Origin of the sequence: Corallincola holothuriorum (genome assembly GCF_003336225.1) — a bacterium.
Taxonomy (GTDB): Bacteria; Pseudomonadota; Gammaproteobacteria; order Enterobacterales; family Neiellaceae; genus Corallincola; species Corallincola holothuriorum.
The window spans coordinates 172172-189815 of sequence record NZ_QPID01000004.1; the positions used below are offsets into that span (position 1 = coordinate 172172).

Here is a 17644-nt window from a genome sequence, read left to right on the forward strand (position 1 = left end):
TGTCATGGAAAATGCACAGATTTGTTAACATTATGTAAGTATTTGCAGCGAAGTGTGGGGTATCTCGTATTAATCAGCTCAACACATTGAAAACCCTATTGCTCTCTCTAGTCTCGTTGAAAGCGATCTGGTACCTTGACCCCCTAGTTTAATGATTGGTGAATTGCCATGGATGTAATTAATCTTCTTCTTAACCGCTGTTCTCATCCGAAACTTAAAGCACCTGCACCCACAGGGCAGACTTTAGAGAACATTTTTCAGGCGGCATTGCGCGTTCCTGATCATGGTCGCTTAAAGCCGTGGCGCTTCGTTATCGTAGAGGGTGATGGTTTAGCGCGCTTAGGCCAGTTATTTGCTGATATTGCTACTGCAGCCGGCGCGCCCGAAGACAAAATCGCACGCGCGAAACAGATGCCTCTGCGTGCGCCGATGATTATTGTCGGTATTGCGTCACCAACACCCCATGCCAATGTGCCCCGTTCAGAGCAAGTCTTGTCTGCCGGTTGTGCAATGATGGCGATGCAACAAGCGGCGTTTGCGCAAGACTTTGGCGCCATGTGGCGCTCCGGTGAACTCTCTCATCACCCTGATGTGGCAAAGGCATTTTCTTTGGGCACCGATGAAGAGATTGTTGGTTTCCTTTACTTAGGCACGGTAGCGCAAGAGGCTCCGGCTGCGCCTTTATTGCATAGCGACGATTTCTTCACCTATTACTGATAGTGTTCGCTGCTTAGCTTCTTTCGTAGCAAAGCGTGACATAAAAAAGGCAGCCATTGGGCTGCCTTTTTTATTTTGCTTTATCTGCTGAACAGCGGGTTATTGCTCCGCTTTTGCCTGCCAAGCTTGCGCTTGCTGATCATCCCTTGGGAAGTCAAATTCGCTAATGGCCTGTGGCGGAATAGGTAGCAAGTCACCGCGGTAAACCATAGCGATAATCGCAGCTAACTCTGGTTTTAGCGTGGTCGCTACATCGGCACTTTCATAATCTGTGCTGGCCACTTTAATCAGTTGCTGTTCGGTGTGCGCTAACTGTTGCATGATAATACTGCATCCTGCTGTATCCATAATGCACAACATGGTTTGCTCGTTCAGACTGGCCAAATAGGACAGGCAAGCTGGCAGGTAATTATCAATGTCGCAGCCATTTTGAAAATCTTGCAGCGCTCTTTGCTCTTCAGGGGAGTTTAACGCCGCTTTATAGGTGCTCATTAACTGTTCGCGGATCGCTGGATCCTGACTATCACCCACTTGCTCCATCATTGTTTGGAATTTGGCAAAGGCGCGCCAATGGGCCATGGTTGCCAAAAGCTGTTCCGCCTGAGGATCGGTTTGTGCGTAGGGACGCAGTGTCGCAGTGATCAAGTTAATCCGTTGCTCGTTGTGCCCCCGATCTACCAGTTCAGCGTAAGCCGCGCCATGGTCTAGATAACCGGTAAGCAGCAGCAACTCATCATCGTACTCTTTCAGATGTTGATATTTAATCTCGCCTGCAGCAGGTGAGGCGATCAGTTGCCAATTGGGCATGGGGAGTTCGACTGCATTTTCAGCCATCAAGGGTAAGGCCGTGATGAAGCCGAGTGATGCAACGACGATACGAAACTGGGTAATAAAAGACATTGAGACTCTCATCGGGAAAATCAGGTTCGCTCAGTGTACCATCGACTATCAATTGGTATAACTGTCTGATTAGTCACATGGCGGAACATTTTTTTTCCATGTTGGCTTGCTACTATTTTGCTCGAGAGCCGTTTAACGAGTGGCGTCTTGGCCAATCAGCTTTTATCTTGCAGTAATGCGCGACTAAGCGCGGAACAGTTGCTGTTAATCACTGACAGGGGAAGATAATGATTAAAATAATTGGGTTACTTCTGGTGTTTTGTTGGACTTCGCTGGCCCAGGCCGCGCCATTAACATTGGAAGACCTAAGCAAAGTTCAACGGGTGGTTGAACAGGCGGCATCACCGGCGGGGAAAGAGATCGCTTATGTGCTGCAGGTACCGCGAACCGTCTATAAAGATGATGATGGCAAACCCTATTACCACCTTTATATGACCGATGAAGCGGGCGTAAAGCGTCCCTTTATTACCGGCAAAGTGGTGGTCAAACGGCTGAAATGGTCAGCGGATGGTAAAACCCTCTATTTTCTGGCCAAACGCGGCGAGCAAAAATTTGTTTCCCTCTGGTCTATCCCTGTCGACGGTGGCGAGGCCCAGCCGCTGTATGAGCACAGCCGCAATATCAGTGAGTATGATATTTCACCTGACGGGCAGACGATCCTGTTTGTCGGGCGAGAGAAGAAACCGGGCAGTGATAAAAAGCTGAAAACCAAAGGCTTTAAGGCGCAGGTCTATGAGGAAGAACGCGAATTAGCGCGCTTGTGGAAGCTGGACCTGAACCAGGAAAAGCTCGAAGCGAGCATGATTGAGCGTCAGGACAATGTGCTGTTTGCCAAGTTCAGCCCTGATGGTAGCCGTTGGTTACTCAAAGTGTCACCCAATTCATCGATCGACGATATCTACATGAAGAGCACCCTTAAGATCACTGATGATCAGGGCAAGCTGTTAGCGGCTATTGTGCACGAAGGCAAAATGGGTACGGCTGAGTGGTCTCCATCTGGCGAGCACCTGTTGTTTATTGGCTCTGAAAGCATTCATGATCCCGCCGATGGTCGTTTGTATCTCGCTGATGTGAAAGGCGGCAAGCCAGTAGAGTTGTTGCCTGACTATATGGGGCATGTCAAAGCAATTGGCTGGCTCACCGATAAGCAGGCGCTCTATGTTGGTCATGAAGGGGTGGAATCGACTCTGGGCATGGTCAATATCGATAGCCAACGTCAAAGTACGCTTATTCCTACTGGGAAAGCGATATTCCACCGTTTTTCTGTCAATGGTGATGGCCAGATCGCGCTGATTGGTGACACACCGGTTCATCCCAATGAGCTTTACCTGAAAGCCGATGTCGCTTCTGATGTGGCACGATTGACCCAGAGCAATCCGTGGCTGGAAGAGGCGGAACTGGCCGAGCAAAAAGCCTTTACCTATAACGCTCGTGATGGTTTGCCATTGGGCGGTGTGCTGGTGTTGCCGCTGAACTATCAGGAAGGTGAACGCTACCCATTGATCATGTTTGTTCACGGCGGCCCTGAAGCACATATCTCTAATGGCTGGGTGAACCGATATTCGAATCCTGCACAGGTCGCCGCAGCCAAAGGGTATGTCAGTTTCTTCCCTAACTATCGTGGCAGCACGGGCAAAGGGGTGAAATTCTCCATGCTTGGGCAGAACGATTACGCCGGTAAAGAGTTTGATGATCTGGTTGATGCCAAGAAAGCGTTGGTTGCAGCAGGCTTAGTCGACAACGATAAAGCGGGCATTACCGGTGGCAGTTATGGCGGCTATGCCTCGGCATGGGGTGCTACGGCACAATCTGAACATTTTGCTGCCAGCGTGATGTTTGTTGGTGTGTCGGATCTGATCTCCAAGTTTGGTACCACAGATATTCCAAACGAGATGTATCTGGTACATGCCCGCAGCTGGCCGTGGGAACATTGGCAAGACATGCTGGAGCGTAGCCCGGTATATCACGCGCAAAAACACCGTACACCGCTACTTATCATGCATGGTAAAGACGACCCTCGTGTCCATCCATCGCAGTCATTAGAGCTGTATCGGTATTTGAAAACCCTCAATAAAGCGCCTGTGCGGCTTGTCTGGTATCCGGGCGAAGGCCACGGCAATCGTAAAGCGGCTGCACAGTATGATTACAGCCTGCGCTTAATGCGTTGGATGGATTTCTATCTGCAAGGCGAGGGCGACGGTAAAGCGATCCCACCTCATGAGCTGCCCCATGCTGAAAGCCTAGATCAGGAGAATAGTAAGTGAGCCTAATGGCTAGCTTAAAGGCCGCCGCGAGCCTTGTGCTCGCGGCGATGCTGACCGGTTGCTGTTTAATCTCTGCATTTCCCGGTGGAGCAGGCGCCTGTGCGCGTGATGATTGGCAAGATCTCGTGGAAGATGGTCATTATGAGGAGGCGTTTTCCCAGCTTGATAGAGGCGCTATCGTGCATACCAACCTCTATAGCAACATGTTGGCCTACGACATTTTGAACGTGGTGGTGCATCGCGATGCGGTGAAACAGGATGAGCTGTTGTGCTCTCCCGTGCTAGCTAAGTATCCCAATTCGTTTTCCTGGACGATGCAGAGCTGTAAGTTACTACAAAGCTATCTGGCTAACGGCACGTTGGATCAGGAAATATTGCCAGTGTTAGAGCGCAGTTTTTCCAGAGACGATCAGTACGATTGGTGGTTGCCCGTATTAAAAAGCTTAGGTTGATGCCACTGGCATTGCTGTAAAAAAGGACAGATAAGATGCAGATCTGGGTGGACGCCGATGCGTGTCCCAAAGTGATTAAAGAGATCCTTTATCGTGCGGCAGAGCGGGTAGAGCTGCCGCTGATATTGGTGAGTAATCAATACCTGCCAACGCCGCCGTCGCGTTTTATTCGCTCAGTGCAGGTAGAAAGTGGTTTTGATGTGGCAGACAACTACATTGTTGCGCAGCTGGATGAAGGGGACTTGGTGATCACCGCAGACATCCCGCTAGCGGCCGAAGTGATTGAAGCCAAGGCTCATGCCATTAATCCCCGCGGCGAGCGCTACACCGTCAACAATATTCGTCAACGTCTGAATATGCGTGATTTCATGGATCAGATCCGCAGCAGTGGCGTACACACGGGTGGGCCACCGCCGATGAACCAGGCGGATCGACAACAGTTTGCTAACGCCTTAGACAGCCTACTGCGCCAGATCATGCCAAAGCAATAGTGCGAGTCAGTGCACCTACAAAATCGATAAAACAGTAATTACAAGGGAATACCGATGCCGTTTGTTCAGCCTTTGGCGCAAGATGCCAATCCCGAAGTGAAAGCCCTCGCCGAGTTTTTTAATGAAACACTGGGTTTTTGTCCCAACAGCGTACTGACCATGCAGCATCGGCCTGCCATTGCCAAAGCTTTCATTCAGCTGAACATGGCGGTGATGGAAAACCAAGGCCGCGTTACCAGTGCGCTCAAACGGCTTATCGCGTATGTCTCCAGTCATGCCACGGGTTGTCGTTATTGTCAGGCGCATACTATTCGTGCCGCAGAGCGTTATGGCGCAGACGATGCGCAGTTGCAACATATTTGGGAATACCGAACTCACCCCGCATTTAACGAGGCGGAACGCGCCGCGCTCGACTTAACCATCGCGGCATCAGCGGTACCTAATGCCGTTGATGAGGCCATTCAACAGCGTATGCACGAACACTGGGACGAAGGTGAGATCGTCGAGATCATGGGCGTTATTGCGCTGTTTGGTTATCTCAATCGTTGGAATGACAGTATGGCGACTACGCTGGAAGAGGGCGCAGTCATGTCCGGTGAACAACTGCTGGCGACCGACGGTTGGAGCAAAGGGAAGCATATTTGATGGCTACACCTGCGACAGGTAGTGCGGTGACGGTTCCAGCCACCTTGCTGTTTGAACAAGGCACCATGTTATCGACCTTGGCGCGTATCGCCTTCCGTGCCATGCGCCCCGATAGCTGGCCGGCGGAAAACCCGCCGCAGTGGCCGGTCGTCGAACGTATTTTGCCGCCCCCGAGTCAGCGTCTGGTTAACCATTACTGCCGCTGGTGTGGTGCCGATCCAGCCCGCTATGCTGACGACCTGCCGCCCCATCTGTTTACCCAATTTGCGCTGCCAGTGACGGCGGAACAGCTCAAACTGAGCCGTTACCCGTTGCATAAAGTGATCAATCGCGGTTGCAGTGTAAAAGTGTTTCACCAGATCCCTCGCCATGTCGCCATTATCGTCCGCTCCGAAGTGATAGAGGTGAACGATGATGGTCAGCGTGCCAGTTTAAGGTTTCGCTTGACCATTGGCAGTATGGAGCAGCCGAAAGCGGTGGAAGCGGAAATAGAAACGCTGTTTTTGTTAACTAAGCCCGACAAAAAGAAAAAGTCCTCTGTCACCGATAGTACGGCGGCGCCTAACTATCGCAGTGCCGGGCAGTGGCGTGCTGCCAGTAATGACGGCTGGCAATTCGGCCTGCTGACCGGTGATCTTAATCCTATCCACTGGTTAACCCCGCTGGCTGAGAAATCGCCGTTTAAAGGCAAAGTGCTCCATGGCTTCGGCAGCTTCGTGCGCAGTTACGAACAGCTGCAAAACCATCACCAGCAAGCTATCCGTGAAATGTCGGTGCGGTTTAATCGACCGGTACCGCTACCCAGCGACGCGCTGACTGTTGAATATATTGCAGCGCCAAGCGCAGCAGAGTGCCAGTTTCGGTTAACGGATAAAGAGGGAACAGCGCTGCTGAGCGGGCATTATTGTTTGCTTTAACGTTAGAGTTTTTATCGCCAGAGCTTAGCGCTTATTGAACAATGGAATGGTCTCTTGAAATCAGTTTTTAGGCGGTAGGTGATCAGATTAAGGTTGATGGTGAATGAAACTAAGGTATATATCTCGCGATTTTTCCTTGAGTCTATTCGTTTAAATCTGCCAGATTTTTAATGTACTCAATAGTAGTTTTTGCTTATCTACCCGATGAGAAGTTGCTGTCGTTGACAGGTATTCTGAGTTCAATATAGAGTTGCGCGATATAGGTAAAAAACCAAGGAAACCAATGAATAAACTATTTGCTTGCGCTGCCATTTCTGTGGCTTTGGTGGCCCTTTCAGGGTGTGTGAATACGACTGGTAGCGCGTATGTGCCCTCAACAAATAATGTGATTCGATTACAAAACTTATTAGGTGAAAATGGTCAAGAAATACGCCTCGATAAGTTTACAGAAAGCGATGCCATAGGCGAGCTGGTTTGCAGGCTTGGTGCGCCTATTGAGCCGACACCTGGTAAAACGAATGCGCAGTATATATTTGATGCATTGCAAACAGAGCTGTTTATGGCGAATGTTTATGACGCTAAAAGCGCTGTTAAGGTTTCAGGGGAATTGTCAGCAATTGGCTTCTCATCTGTTTCCCCTGCTACATGGAATATCAGTTTGAAAATGCGTTCTAACATGTCAGAAGGTTATGTAGTGCATACTCGTTATTCTTTTCAAACAAGCTATGACGGTAAAGAAGCCTGTCAGAATGTCGCGGATGCGTTTTCTCCAGCTGTTCAGCAGCTAATTAATGATGTGATTAGTCATCCTGGTTTTCCTGCTCTAGTTGGTCAAAATCAGGGTGATCAAAGTGCGGTACTGACGAAGAGTTAGTTTAAGGCGCTTGGTGGAAGCCAAAAAATCAGCCAACAAAAAGGGCGCCAATCGGCGCCCTTCGTTTTTTATTATTTTTAATGCTTAGTATTCAGCGTTACGCGGTGAGCGTGGGAAGGCGATCACGTCACGTACGTTACCCATGCCGGTGACATAAGCGACCAAGCGCTCAAAGCCTAAACCGAAGCCAGCGTGAGGTACGGTGCCGTAGCGGCGTAGATCGCGATACCAGCTGTAATCGGCGGGATCTTGGTCTTCCATCTCAGCGATACGGGCGTCGAGTACGTCAAGGCGCTCTTCACGCTGCGCGCCACCGATGATCTCACCGATACCCGGTGCCAATACGTCCATCGCCGCAACGGTCTTGCCGTCGTCATTTAGGCGCATGTAGAAGGCTTTAATATCTTTCGGGTAGTTCTTAACGATCACTGGTGCATCGAAGTGTTCTTCGGCCAGATAGCGTTCGTGCTCTGATGACATATCGATACCCCAAGAGACTGGGTATTCGAACTTCTTACCGCACTTCTCCAGGATCTCGATGGCGTCGGTGTAATCGATCTGTACGAAATCAGCGTCAGCCAACTTCTGTAAACGCTCAATCGTGCCTTTGCTGATGCGTTGGTCAAAGAAGGCTAAGTCGTCAGCGCGTTCAGCCAATACTGCTTTGAAGACGTACTTGAGCATATCTTCTGCCAGCTTGGCGGCGTCATCTAAGTCGGCAAAAGCCACTTCCGGTTCTACCATCCAGAATTCAGCTAAGTGACGGCTGGTGTTTGAGTTCTCTGCGCGGAACGTTGGGCCAAAGGTGTATACCTTAGACATGGCACAGGCGTAGGTTTCTGCGTTGAGCTGACCCGATACGGTCAAAAAGGCCTCTTTGCCGAAGAAGTCTTTGTCGTAATCAACCGTGCCTTTGTCAGTACGTGGCAGATTTTCCATGTCCAGCGTAGATACGCGGAACATCTCACCGGCACCTTCACAGTCAGAAGCGGTAATGATTGGTGTGGCGATCCAGTTGTAACCCTGCTCATGGAAAAAGCGATGGATCGCTTGTGATAAACAGCTACGTACACGGGTGACAGCACCCATCACGTTAGTGCGCGGACGCAGATGCGCATGCTCGCGCAGGTATTCGATGGTGTGGCGTTTGGCTGCCATCGGATAGGTGTCTGGATCTTCAACCCAGCCCATCACCTCAACGGCGGTGGCATTGAGCTCAAAATCCTGCCCCTTGGCGGGTGACTCAACCACTTCCCCGGTAATGGCAACACTGCAGCCGGTAGTGAGCTTGAGTACTTCGTTCTCGTAATTGTCCAAATTATTGGGCACGACCGCCTGCAAGGTATCGAAGCATGAGCCATCATGCAGTGCGATAAATGAGATACCGGCTTTGGAGTCACGGCGGGTGCGTACCCAACCTTTAACTACGACTTCCGAGCCTACGGAAAATTTGCCTTTGAGGACTTCAACGAGTGACGCGTGCGCCATTGAACAGGTACTCCAGATTAGTCAGCTTTAGTCTGCAATTATTTGCGAACGCTCTATGTTACCCAGCCGTGATCACAACACAAGCTTAATTAGCGTTGATCTGTTGATCAGGAATGGTTTTATCTGGCTGATGTGGCGCTAAATGGCATCACGGATCGGCTTGCCCCTACGTTCTCAGCGGCGTAACTTGGCTTTATTCGAGACCAAATGAAGAACCCTTATGGCTGCGACAGCGTGTTTATCCCGCGAACTACGACTCTGTATTCTGGATGCCGATCACCTCTATCCGCAACTGCTTCCCAGCTATCACAGCTATGGTGCGATGTTTAATGGGCTACTCAGTGGCGCGGCGGCGTCACTGGAGATAGCTGTGCAGATCAGTATTTTTGATGTGCGCAGCGAACAGTTCCCCAAATCTTTGGATGACTATGATGGTTTTCTGATTACCGGTAGCAAAGCCGATGCGTTCGCTGATGATGCTTGGATTGTGCGGTTAAGGGCGTTCGCGTCGCAGTTGGTCAGTGAGAAGCGGCCAACAGTGGGGATCTGTTTTGGCCATCAACTGCTGGCCTTGGTGATCGGTGGCCAGGTGGGGCGTGCAGACAAAGGCTGGGGAGTCGGGTTGATGACGTATCAATGCGCTGCCGCCGAGGCTTGGCCACAACCGTTACAACAAGGACTTGCCCGCTTAGCCACGCCACAATTGCAGTTGCTGGCTAGTCATCGCGATCAGGTTAAATACTTGCCTGCAGATGCGATCCCACTGGCGGGTAATGAGTTTTGTCCAATCGCCGCCTTTAGCGTGGGGGAGCACCTGTTATGCTTTCAGGGCCATCCGGAGTTCAGCGCCGACTATCTGCTGGCCTTAATGACGCTGCGCCGAGAGATGGTGGGTGAAGTCAATTTTTGTAAGGCGGTTGCCGCGCAGCATCAAGCACATCAGGGCGAGCTAGTCGGTCAATGGTTGCTGGCATTTTTGGCGGCTTCTTGGTCAAAATAGGCAGTGTTAGTGCCTTGGTTAGCAAAAAAATTTTAACTTTGCCGGATAGGTCATCGTATCTAAGGTCTAACACCATGTAAGATACCGCGATTTTAAAATTTAGGTGTTCGTAGTTTTTGTGCAGCAGAACCACAAAATGACCGAAGAAAGAAGAAAAGGCCCAGACATTTGGGCACGTATGGTGGGATGGGTGTCACTGGCCGGGTGGCTCACCTTCATTGGCGTATTGGTGTTAGTGCAATACGCCAAGCCAGAGATGAATAGCGGCCTGGTACGTTACCATCAGATCGATATACGCACTGAATGGTTGCCACGCCTCAGCGATCTGATCTTTATGCTGCTGTGGGCGTGTTGCGGGCTTAGCATTATCTCTATGCTGTTTAATAAACGGCGGATGCGCCGGAAGACCGATACCAACCTATTTAACCTTATCTTATTGGGTTTGCTCTCCATCGTTGGCGTGTTACTGATGTTTCCTGTGGTGGTTAACGGCAACTAACGGTGATCTTATCGTCGCGCAAAGCTGTTTAACGGGTGTGAACTTCATGGTCAGTCACTGATCTTATTCTGGCTCAATCAGGATTGCATGGTGTGGAAAAGTCTGCCGCAAAAGTACTGTTAATCTACGATGGTGAATGCCCCGTTTGTCGACGCTACGCGCAAGCAGTTCGAGTGTCGCAACAATTTGGCGGCCTGGAAACTCTCTCCGCCCGTGAACCCGACCCCCGTGTTGGCGAGATAATCGCGCAGGGCTATGATCTTGATGAAGGCATGGTGGTGCAGTTGGAAGGCGTTAATTACCACGGTGCCGATGCGCTTAACGTGATGGCGATGATCAGCACGCAAAAAGGCTGGTTTAACCGCTTCAACTTCTTTCTATTTAAATCCCCTAAACTCGCCAAGCTTTGCTACCCCATGATGCGCACAGGACGCAACCTGCTGTTGCGATTGTTAGGAGTGAAGAAGCTCGCTGATAGCTAAGCTAGTTATTAGTGCCAGTGATTGATATCGAACAAATGCTACTTCTTCGGTGTTGGTGATTAGACGCCTGCCGTCGGCATCATCAAACGGTTCATTGTCGTTGATCCTATATGAAGTGATTGAACTAGGGGTTCTCAAGTGATTTAATCAGCAACACATACAAATAAATGGATTTATTTATGTCTACTCAATTACCTACCCACCTACAGCAGATCCAAGCATATGCGACAAAAGCAGGACTATTTTCCTATGCTCCGTGGATGAAAACGGCCTATCAAGAGTTAGGTCAGAGCGAAGTCGCCGGACCAAAAGCAAACCCAAAGATCATTCAGTATTTTTCTGCAGCAAAATTTTGGGGAACTGATGATTCAGGCGGTAAAAATGCTTGGTGTGCTTCATTCGTTGCTTGGGTAATGCAAAAGCACGGGTATACGCCAGTGAAGAACGCATTTAGAGCCAAGTCTTGGAAGGATTTTGGTAAAACGATTAACGCACCAGTGCAAGGTGCGATCGCAATAAAAAGTAGAGCTGGAGGCGGGCATGTCGGTTTTGTTGTCGGGCAAAGCGCTACCGGCAACAACCTTTTCATTTTAGGTGGAAACCAAGGCAATAAAGTGAGTATCGCGAGATATCCCGCTAGCGTTTGGGAGACATTCGTTGTCCCAGCAACGTTTGATGAATCTTCAGGTCTGCTGCCCATCTATACGTCCCCTGCAGTAGCTGCAAGCACAGAGGCATAAGCAAAATGAAACATCGGTTGACGGCAAAAATATTCATCGTTGGTTTATTGTCATTAAGTCATTTGGCATGTGCAAATCAGGAGGAAAATCAACGAGATTTTTTAACCGAATCTATTTTGCTGACGCCGTTCAGCGCAGTTGTGTCACATAAAAATGTGACCCGACTGGCTTCAAACCCTAACGAGGGGGATCTATACATATTTAATGTAGAGGTTATTGAGCCTATCTCGGGGGAAGCCCATAAAGAGCTCAGCTATCGAATGTTCGTAGAGTCAGGTGAAGACGTTATCCTTAATGAAGCGCCAGTCATAATTAGTCTTTGTGAAAGTAATGGTGATTATTATTGGCCAGGCGTTGGTGCCGAGTTTCCCGCGACTACAGCGCTAGTCAAAGCCGCGCATCAGGCGGCCAAAGCCAAATTGAAGCCTGATGGCATTGATAATAGTGAAAGCCACTGTGATTAGGTATTAATGGCGTGTAGGAGGTTTTTTGACTCCGTTAGGATCTCGTTAGCAATGGGCCAGGGTTATTGGTTTACTGCGGCGTTATAGCTCCTCAAGGGCGAAACTATGCTTCTACTATTTCTAACTTTCTCCATGAGTTCTGTGCTGACAGCGATTGCTTTCGAGGCGCTTCTGCACTTCCAAAGTGGTAAGACAAGTCGCTGCGTTGTCAGGGGGTTCCGAGCGGCTACCTGGTGGATAACGATTTCGGTATTGGCTATGCCACTTATTGTGAGACGGTTCTACCTTGAAGAGGTGGAGGTAGAATTATTTAAGGGCATTTATATCTTATACGTAGTGGTTATTTTAGTTTACCTCTTTGGCAGGTATTTCAGAAAGCAGACTTACGTACCGCCTGAGGAGTAAATATAGGGTCAGGGTGATTGATTGTTAACCGCGATGAAAACTGGTTTATTTACGAGCTAGGGCAAGGACTCATTGCCATCAACTTTTACAGAAATGCCTCTGATGCGAATTTGGTGACGGACGGATGAACATGTGATTTTTCATCTGTCTATAAGGACAAAAAATGAAATGGATTGTATGTTGGGTTGGGATTTGCTTTAGTCTTATTGGGCTATTAAACATGATTTTTTATACCCACATAGAACCACTTTTTGGGATCCCTGAATCAATCGGCGTTTTGGTCGTCGGTTTACTTTTTGTCTATATCGGACGTGAATACCTCCCTGCATGGCTGTGCTATCTATTCTCTGGTGACGATAGCGGTAGCGAGTGATCGTATATAGTAGGGCTTCGCAGAGACATCCGTTTAACAGTGATGAAAAAGACACTCCATGTGGTGTTCCAAAAAACACTTTAATCGGGTGCCATACTCCTCATTCAGTTTTAGTAAAGCGGCTTCTTATTCAGCCATTTTGTGAGTAACATTACGCCCCTCATCTTGGATGCCCAATGTCAAAGGAAGACGGAATGATGCTAGAAGGGTACGTACCAGTTGCGCTCGCCACTATTTTGGTAATCGTTGCTGGTACTTATGATTACTCACTGCGAGATAAACCTATTTCGGTTGGCTCGCTCAAGCATGAGTTTGGCAGCTATTCTGGCTTCATTATCATGTGTTGTCCGCTTGCGGCGTTTTCTGACTTAGAAGCATTCTGGTCACTGTTGTTACTACTACTGATCCCCCAAAGTCTCGCTGCTGGCGTAATTGTTTGGCTTGGCAGGCACAGCGAAGCCAAATATGGCGGCCTTGGTGGCGCTATCTCTACTATCCTCAGCAGCTATATTTTGCCGTTGCTCGGTTACTATATTTTTGCCGTTGCTCGGTTACTATATTTTTGTCGATGAGAATGGTGATTCGCAGGGGGCTTCAGAGCTCAGCTCTGATATTCTATTGCCGAAAACCGATACCGTAGCTCCTGTTGAGATCGTGCAACAAGTATGGGGTAGTTGGCCATATGTTGTTTATGCCGTGATTTGCTTAGGTTGGCTGCTTAGTCCCGTGATAAGAAAACATGATAAAGCGGGGGCATTTAGTTTGTTTGTTTTCTTGGCAACGGTTGTACTTTTCAATCTTCTGCCATTTTTCACCCCTCATTTTTGGGTGGCGTTAGTTGTTGGAGCGTTCGTTGCGTTCATATTGATAGTCATTCGCTGGCAGCAAGAAGATGAACCTTCTACTGGTGGGATATATAGCGTTATGTTTGGACTATATTTTGGCGGATTCATTGTCGCGTCAACTGTTCGGGGCATACTTTGATTAGCGCAAAGGGTCTGGAGCACTGATTTTGAATAGCAATGAAAAAAGGCTGTCCTATGACTAGGTTAGAGGCTCATTTTTCACAGCCAGCCTAGCTGGAAAAGAAGCAGTTTAAGCGACGAGCGATGGCTACCCCACGGGATTGAAGGCGTTATGCCATGGCTAAATGATGGACGTTATGAATCACTATATTTCAGAAAACCTAGTTAAGATTCTCGACTTATTGTCGGGATGCTGGTCGATAAAACATTACCAATTAGTTCATCATGGCTGGGTATGCACAATCCAAAACTTGGATAACTGGCCAAAAGAAGCGCCTCTTCTCTTTTTTCTACATTCTGAACAAGGGTGTGTGAGAGTTTGCGAAAGCAATCAAGTGGATAGTAAGGTGTTTGCTGACAATCTTAGGGAGCCCGCAGAGATAGCGATGGTGATTAATCAGCATGTTTTATAACAAGCTACTGCAGATGGCGTCAGCTCGTTTTTGTACAAATAACGACGTCACATGCGCGGTAGCGCAAAGCGTTAAACAGGTAAGTGATGCTCTATAAGCCAACAATGTGGACGAACCAAAGAAAGCTGGTGTTTTTCTGCTGTTTGGCGTTGTTGCCCGTGGCTATCGCTGGTTTTTACTTGGCGCTGGATAGAACGTTTACCAGTTTCCTGTTGACGCTTTCAATCGCTGGTCTGCTGTTTAGTCTTGCTAGTGCTGACGCCGTCAGTATCCGTTTTAGCGATGGCATGGTTACGGTAGCTCGCAGCGGTATGGTCATGAATAACATCGAACTATCTTCAATTGTGCGTGTTGCCAAAGAGCAAAGAGGCCACATCAATGGTGTGTCTGTTGAGTGCACTGGTGACGTTATCCACTTTGTCCCGCTTTCTATGTTTAATGACGTTGAGCAAGATGAAATAGTTCAACGGCTAAGCAACGTATAGCCATCAAACTTGGTTGTGACGTTTTTGCTGCCATACCTTCACTCCCCACCACCATCCTAGGCCAATGAACAGTAGCGCGATACCTATCCAGGGCGGAATACTGGTTAGGGTTTGTTCGGTAAATTTTTCAACAATGCGGCCAATTTTAGCCAGCCGCTGATGGTTGTATGCGATAACGGCGGTGACGGTGGCAATGACCAAAGTGAAAGGCAACCACGCTGGCAAAAAGCGGGGCAAGCGTTGACGCGTCACCAGCCAGACAAACAAGCGATAGGCCAACAGTGCGACGACAATCCCGCCAATCATATCGGCCACCAGATGCTGTTTCACTAACACGGTTGAGGCGATGATCAAACAGGGGATCGGCAATATTTGCCAGAACCAGTTTTTGTGGTGACGGGCAAATATCAGAAATGCGAACAGGTTTAATGAGACATGCAGGCTGGGGAAGTTGTTAAAGAGGGTGTCGTTCTCCTGCTGGAAGCGGGTCAGTGTTGAGAAGCCATCCGTGCCCATGGCGATGCTCTTGTCCATGGCGACGGGGAACAGTTTAAATATTAGAAAACTGAAGGTGAGAATAAGAAAGAAACAGCAGGTTCCCCAATAAAATTCCTGTTTTCGTTTTAGGGTAAAACAGGGTGAAAAAACAAACAGATACCCGAGCATATAAAAGATGATAAAGACGGGCAGTTGTGGCAACCAAGCATCCAATGCGGTGGCTGCATCATAAATGGTGGTGTCTGCTCCGTGCCGTTTAGCCCAGGAATAGCCCATCTCGAAATAGATAAACATCAGCACCGCAACCACGCAACGCAACCAAAAACGGGGGGATTCATCACCAAGCAGTTTGGCGCTCAGAGTTACGGGCAAAGCATCTACCTTGGGCTGCGAATGATAGGGGGCGTTGTTGTCCATGCTACAAATACTGAGTCTCTTGAACTGATAGGTAAAACTAATTGATGGTCACGCTATGGGATTTTGCCCATGGTTTCAATTTGTTGTTGCACAGTTTTGCTATTTATCCGTTGACCCTTGCGTTACTCCAAGGTCTATAATTAGCCTTGTTATCATCATGGTGCCACCTACTTATGTCACTGCTACGCCTCTACAGCACGGCAAAATTGTCTGCGTACTTTGCGCTTGGCAGCTTGTTGTTTTGCATTTTGCTGGTGTGTAGTCATTTGGGTAGCATGGCGTTGCCAACCTCCGCGTTGGCGGCGCACACGTCACACGCCTCTATCAACGCTGGCCCTCAGCATCATTCCGAGCCGCTCGCCTTCGTAGGTGAGCATGCTGGACACAGTATGTCCGACACGGCGCAGAGCCATGCTGAACACGATTGTTGTGGTCAGAACGAAGCTGATCATAGTTTGGTTAAGTGGGTCACCAGCGTTCTGTTACTGCTGGCTGTGGCGGGGTTAGTGTGGGCAATGACGCGGTTGTTTAAGCGATTGTCTCCGTCGCTCTCACTATTTTCTCAATACCTCAAGCCTGACCCTCCTGGCGGGTATCCACCGCTCTATCTGCAGGTTCAACGCCTGCGTAATTAACTCTTTCACTCTAAATTCGGTCTATCAGCAGATAGCCCACCGCCTATTGCGATGTTTTTTGGAGTGAGTGATGAATATTAAGATCCTGTTAGCCATTTTTGGTTTTGTGTTAGTCGGTGCGGCTGCCACTGCCTATCTGTATGTCCCGCATACGTTCGATAGACTGTTTTCCCTCGATAGCCCTAGCCATGTAGAGCCGACATTGCCGGGTCTCGACGGTGACCATACGGGCCACGCCCAGATGCAGCATGATGGCCCTCTGGACCCTATTGCGATTGCGCCCTTGGGGAGTGCTAGCCCCGCGATTAAATATGTGTGTCCGATGCATCCACAGATTGTGCAGGATGAACAGGGGCACTGTCCGATCTGTGGTATGTCGCTGGAACCCGTGGAAGTGGGGGCGGCCGCTCAAGAGGTTTCGGTGAATGTGGCTGGTGGTATGCAGCAGGCGCTGGGGCTGCGGACAGAAGCTGTGACCGCCGATGATACCTTATGGCGCTATGTGCGGGCACTCGGCTCCGTAGAGTATGACCAGGATGCGATCCACCATATTCACCCGCGCATGACCGGCTGGGTGGAGTCGGTCAGTGTGGTCAGCGAAGGGGACTATGTTAAAAAAGGTCAGAAGCTGTTTGATATCTATTCGCCGGAACTGGTGAATGCGCAAGATGACTACCTGCTAGCGCGTAACGTGCTGAGCGAAAAAGGTCGAAATGGCGCCGACCTGTTGCGACGGGCTAGATTACGTCTTGAACTATTGGGGATCTCGGATAAGACGATTAAACAGTTAGAGAAGCGCGGCAAGAGTTTTTATCGTGTGCCGTTTTATGCGCCATACGAGGGGATGGTGAGCAAGCTCGAACTGCGTGAGGGGATGTTTGTAGAACCCGGCAGTACACTGATGGAGCTGGTGGATCTGTCACGGGTATGGGTGTTGGCAGATGTGTTCGAGAATGAGCAGAGCTGGCTGGAAGTGGGGCGGCCAGCGGAGGTCACGGCATCGGCACAAGGCTTATTCGATATTGAAGGGCATATTGATTACATCTATCCAGAATTAGACGCCACCACCCGCGCGATGCGGGTGCGCGTGGTGTTGGATAATCCTGAGCAGAAGTTGCGGCCGGGCACATTAGTCGATGTTGAGCTATTTGGTGGGCCGAAACGCCAGTTGTTAACCGTGCCAACCGAAGCGTTGATCATGACTGGGCGAGAGAATCGCGTGGTGGTGCAGCGAGATGACAATAGCTTTGCTTCGGTGACGGTAAAACTCGGCATGATCAGTCAGGGACGGGCCGAGGTTCTGGAGGGGCTTCAAGCAGGAGATCGTGTTGTTGTTTCCGGGCAATTCCTACTTGACTCCGAAGCCAGTATTCAGGGCAGTCTGCAGCGTTTGAGCGGCAGCAATGCTGGGCAAACAGCGGCCGACCCCCATGCTGGCCATGGTCACTAGGGGGCGCGAA

Annotated in this window: 20 protein-coding genes; 17 read left to right on the forward strand and 3 right to left on the reverse strand. The window is 49.4% G+C overall.

Annotated elements, in window-relative coordinates; translation table 11 throughout:
- The first annotated feature begins 168 nt into the window (after positions 1-168).
- A complete protein-coding gene (locus DU002_RS08365) occupies positions 169-717 on the forward strand; it encodes an NAD(P)H nitroreductase (protein ID WP_114337917.1) in 549 nt (182 codons plus the stop codon).
- A 99-nt stretch (positions 718-816) separates the two neighbouring features.
- On the opposite strand, the gene DU002_RS08370 is transcribed toward DU002_RS08365, so the two are convergent.
- Entirely contained in the window at positions 817-1617 is an 801-nt protein-coding gene (locus DU002_RS08370; protein WP_114337918.1) for a hypothetical protein, read from the reverse strand.
- A 227-nt stretch (positions 1618-1844) separates the two neighbouring features.
- Between DU002_RS08370 and DU002_RS08375 the strand changes: the two genes are divergently transcribed.
- The 6 genes from DU002_RS08375 (at position 1845) to DU002_RS08400 (ending at position 7260) form a co-directional block, all read left to right on the forward strand.
- Positions 1845-3881, forward strand: coding sequence for a S9 family peptidase (locus tag DU002_RS08375; protein WP_114337919.1), 2037 nt, complete (start codon positions 1845-1847; stop codon positions 3879-3881).
- 5 nt (positions 3882-3886) lie between these two features.
- A complete protein-coding gene (locus DU002_RS08380) occupies positions 3887-4333 on the forward strand; it encodes a hypothetical protein (RefSeq protein ID WP_147271814.1) in 447 nt (148 codons plus the stop codon).
- 35 nt (positions 4334-4368) lie between these two features.
- Positions 4369-4824: a YaiI/YqxD family protein gene (locus tag DU002_RS08385; protein ID WP_114337921.1), complete on the forward strand. Its 456-nt coding sequence runs from the start codon at positions 4369-4371 to the stop codon at positions 4822-4824.
- Positions 4825-4878: 54 nt separating this feature from the next.
- Positions 4879-5469, forward strand: coding sequence for a carboxymuconolactone decarboxylase family protein (locus DU002_RS08390; protein WP_114337922.1), 591 nt, complete (start codon positions 4879-4881; stop codon positions 5467-5469).
- The gene (locus DU002_RS08395) at positions 5469-6386 is read left to right on the forward strand and encodes a MaoC/PaaZ C-terminal domain-containing protein (RefSeq protein ID WP_114337923.1); all 918 of its coding nucleotides are present in this window, start codon (positions 5469-5471) and stop codon (positions 6384-6386) included. The genes DU002_RS08390 and DU002_RS08395 overlap by 1 nt, the downstream gene beginning before the upstream one ends.
- Before the next feature lie 283 nt (positions 6387-6669).
- Positions 6670-7260: a hypothetical protein gene (locus DU002_RS08400; protein ID WP_114337924.1), complete on the forward strand. Its 591-nt coding sequence runs from the start codon at positions 6670-6672 to the stop codon at positions 7258-7260.
- An 84-nt stretch (positions 7261-7344) separates the two neighbouring features.
- Here the strand turns inward: DU002_RS08400 and asnS are convergent, their stop codons facing one another.
- Positions 7345-8748: an asparagine--tRNA ligase gene (asnS, locus tag DU002_RS08405; protein WP_114337925.1), complete on the reverse strand. Its 1404-nt coding sequence runs from the start codon at positions 8746-8748 to the stop codon at positions 7345-7347.
- Positions 8749-8968: 220 nt separating this feature from the next.
- Here asnS and DU002_RS08410 point away from each other — a divergent pair, with 220 nt between their 5' ends.
- From DU002_RS08410 to DU002_RS08455, 8 genes are all read left to right on the forward strand, one after another.
- On the forward strand, positions 8969-9748 hold the full coding sequence (locus DU002_RS08410) for a glutamine amidotransferase-related protein (RefSeq protein ID WP_114337926.1): 780 nt from the start codon (positions 8969-8971) through the stop codon (positions 9746-9748).
- 136 nt (positions 9749-9884) lie between these two features.
- Positions 9885-10247: a hypothetical protein gene (locus DU002_RS08415; protein ID WP_114337927.1), complete on the forward strand. Its 363-nt coding sequence runs from the start codon at positions 9885-9887 to the stop codon at positions 10245-10247.
- 92 nt (positions 10248-10339) lie between these two features.
- Entirely contained in the window at positions 10340-10729 is a 390-nt protein-coding gene (locus DU002_RS08420; protein WP_114337928.1) for a DCC1-like thiol-disulfide oxidoreductase family protein, read from the forward strand.
- A gap of 167 nt (positions 10730-10896) precedes the next feature.
- The gene (locus DU002_RS08425) at positions 10897-11469 is read left to right on the forward strand and encodes a TIGR02594 family protein (RefSeq protein WP_199405201.1); all 573 of its coding nucleotides are present in this window, start codon (positions 10897-10899) and stop codon (positions 11467-11469) included.
- A gap of 5 nt (positions 11470-11474) precedes the next feature.
- Positions 11475-11933: a hypothetical protein gene (locus DU002_RS08430; protein WP_114337929.1), complete on the forward strand. Its 459-nt coding sequence runs from the start codon at positions 11475-11477 to the stop codon at positions 11931-11933.
- A gap of 972 nt (positions 11934-12905) precedes the next feature.
- Positions 12906-13283 (forward strand): hypothetical protein, encoded by a 378-nt coding sequence (locus tag DU002_RS08440; RefSeq protein ID WP_114337931.1) that lies wholly within the window; start codon positions 12906-12908, stop codon positions 13281-13283.
- Complete coding sequence (locus DU002_RS08445) at positions 13249-13695, forward strand: hypothetical protein (protein WP_114337932.1); 447 nt, start codon at positions 13249-13251, stop codon at positions 13693-13695. The genes DU002_RS08440 and DU002_RS08445 overlap by 35 nt, the downstream gene beginning before the upstream one ends.
- Positions 13696-14253: 558 nt before the next feature.
- A complete protein-coding gene (locus tag DU002_RS08455) occupies positions 14254-14634 on the forward strand; it encodes a hypothetical protein (protein ID WP_147271816.1) in 381 nt (126 codons plus the stop codon).
- A 3-nt stretch (positions 14635-14637) separates the two neighbouring features.
- Here the strand turns inward: DU002_RS08455 and DU002_RS08460 are convergent, their stop codons facing one another.
- Positions 14638-15504 carry a phosphatase PAP2 family protein gene (locus tag DU002_RS08460; RefSeq protein ID WP_158538005.1) on the reverse strand — a complete coding sequence of 289 codons (867 nt, stop codon included), beginning with the start codon at positions 15502-15504 and terminating at the stop codon, positions 14638-14640.
- A gap of 218 nt (positions 15505-15722) precedes the next feature.
- Here DU002_RS08460 and DU002_RS08465 point away from each other — a divergent pair, with 218 nt between their 5' ends.
- Positions 15723-16184 carry a hypothetical protein gene (locus DU002_RS08465; protein WP_114337936.1) on the forward strand — a complete coding sequence of 154 codons (462 nt, stop codon included), beginning with the start codon at positions 15723-15725 and terminating at the stop codon, positions 16182-16184.
- Between the two features lie 70 nt (positions 16185-16254).
- Positions 16255-17634, forward strand: coding sequence for an efflux RND transporter periplasmic adaptor subunit (locus tag DU002_RS08470; protein WP_114337937.1), 1380 nt, complete (start codon positions 16255-16257; stop codon positions 17632-17634).
- Positions 17635-17644: the final 10 nt, after the last annotated feature.

What these genes read in the sequence shown, in the direction of transcription:
- DU002_RS08365 (WP_114337917.1), top strand. Translation starts at nt 169, where the DNA reads ATGGATGTAATTAATCTTCTTCTTAACCGCTGTTCTCATCCGAAACTT.
- DU002_RS08370 (WP_114337918.1), bottom strand. Translation starts at nt 1,617, where the DNA reads ATGTCTTTTATTACCCAGTTTCGTATCGTCGTTGCATCACTCGGCTTC.
- DU002_RS08375 (WP_114337919.1), top strand. Translation starts at nt 1,845, where the DNA reads ATGATTAAAATAATTGGGTTACTTCTGGTGTTTTGTTGGACTTCGCTG.
- DU002_RS08380 (WP_147271814.1), top strand. Translation starts at nt 3,887, where the DNA reads ATGGCTAGCTTAAAGGCCGCCGCGAGCCTTGTGCTCGCGGCGATGCTG.
- DU002_RS08385 (WP_114337921.1), top strand. Translation starts at nt 4,369, where the DNA reads ATGCAGATCTGGGTGGACGCCGATGCGTGTCCCAAAGTGATTAAAGAG.
- DU002_RS08390 (WP_114337922.1), top strand. Translation starts at nt 4,879, where the DNA reads ATGCCGTTTGTTCAGCCTTTGGCGCAAGATGCCAATCCCGAAGTGAAA.
- DU002_RS08395 (WP_114337923.1), top strand. Translation starts at nt 5,469, where the DNA reads ATGGCTACACCTGCGACAGGTAGTGCGGTGACGGTTCCAGCCACCTTG.
- DU002_RS08400 (WP_114337924.1), top strand. Translation starts at nt 6,670, where the DNA reads ATGAATAAACTATTTGCTTGCGCTGCCATTTCTGTGGCTTTGGTGGCC.
- asnS (WP_114337925.1), bottom strand. Translation starts at nt 8,748, where the DNA reads ATGGCGCACGCGTCACTCGTTGAAGTCCTCAAAGGCAAATTTTCCGTA.
- DU002_RS08410 (WP_114337926.1), top strand. Translation starts at nt 8,969, where the DNA reads ATGGCTGCGACAGCGTGTTTATCCCGCGAACTACGACTCTGTATTCTG.
- DU002_RS08415 (WP_114337927.1), top strand. Translation starts at nt 9,885, where the DNA reads ATGACCGAAGAAAGAAGAAAAGGCCCAGACATTTGGGCACGTATGGTG.
- DU002_RS08425 (WP_199405201.1), top strand. Translation starts at nt 10,897, where the DNA reads ATGGATTTATTTATGTCTACTCAATTACCTACCCACCTACAGCAGATC.
- DU002_RS08430 (WP_114337929.1), top strand. Translation starts at nt 11,475, where the DNA reads ATGAAACATCGGTTGACGGCAAAAATATTCATCGTTGGTTTATTGTCA.
- DU002_RS08440 (WP_114337931.1), top strand. Translation starts at nt 12,906, where the DNA reads ATGATGCTAGAAGGGTACGTACCAGTTGCGCTCGCCACTATTTTGGTA.
- DU002_RS08455 (WP_147271816.1), top strand. Translation starts at nt 14,254, where the DNA reads ATGTGGACGAACCAAAGAAAGCTGGTGTTTTTCTGCTGTTTGGCGTTG.
- DU002_RS08465 (WP_114337936.1), top strand. Translation starts at nt 15,723, where the DNA reads ATGTCACTGCTACGCCTCTACAGCACGGCAAAATTGTCTGCGTACTTT.
- DU002_RS08470 (WP_114337937.1), top strand. Translation starts at nt 16,255, where the DNA reads ATGAATATTAAGATCCTGTTAGCCATTTTTGGTTTTGTGTTAGTCGGT.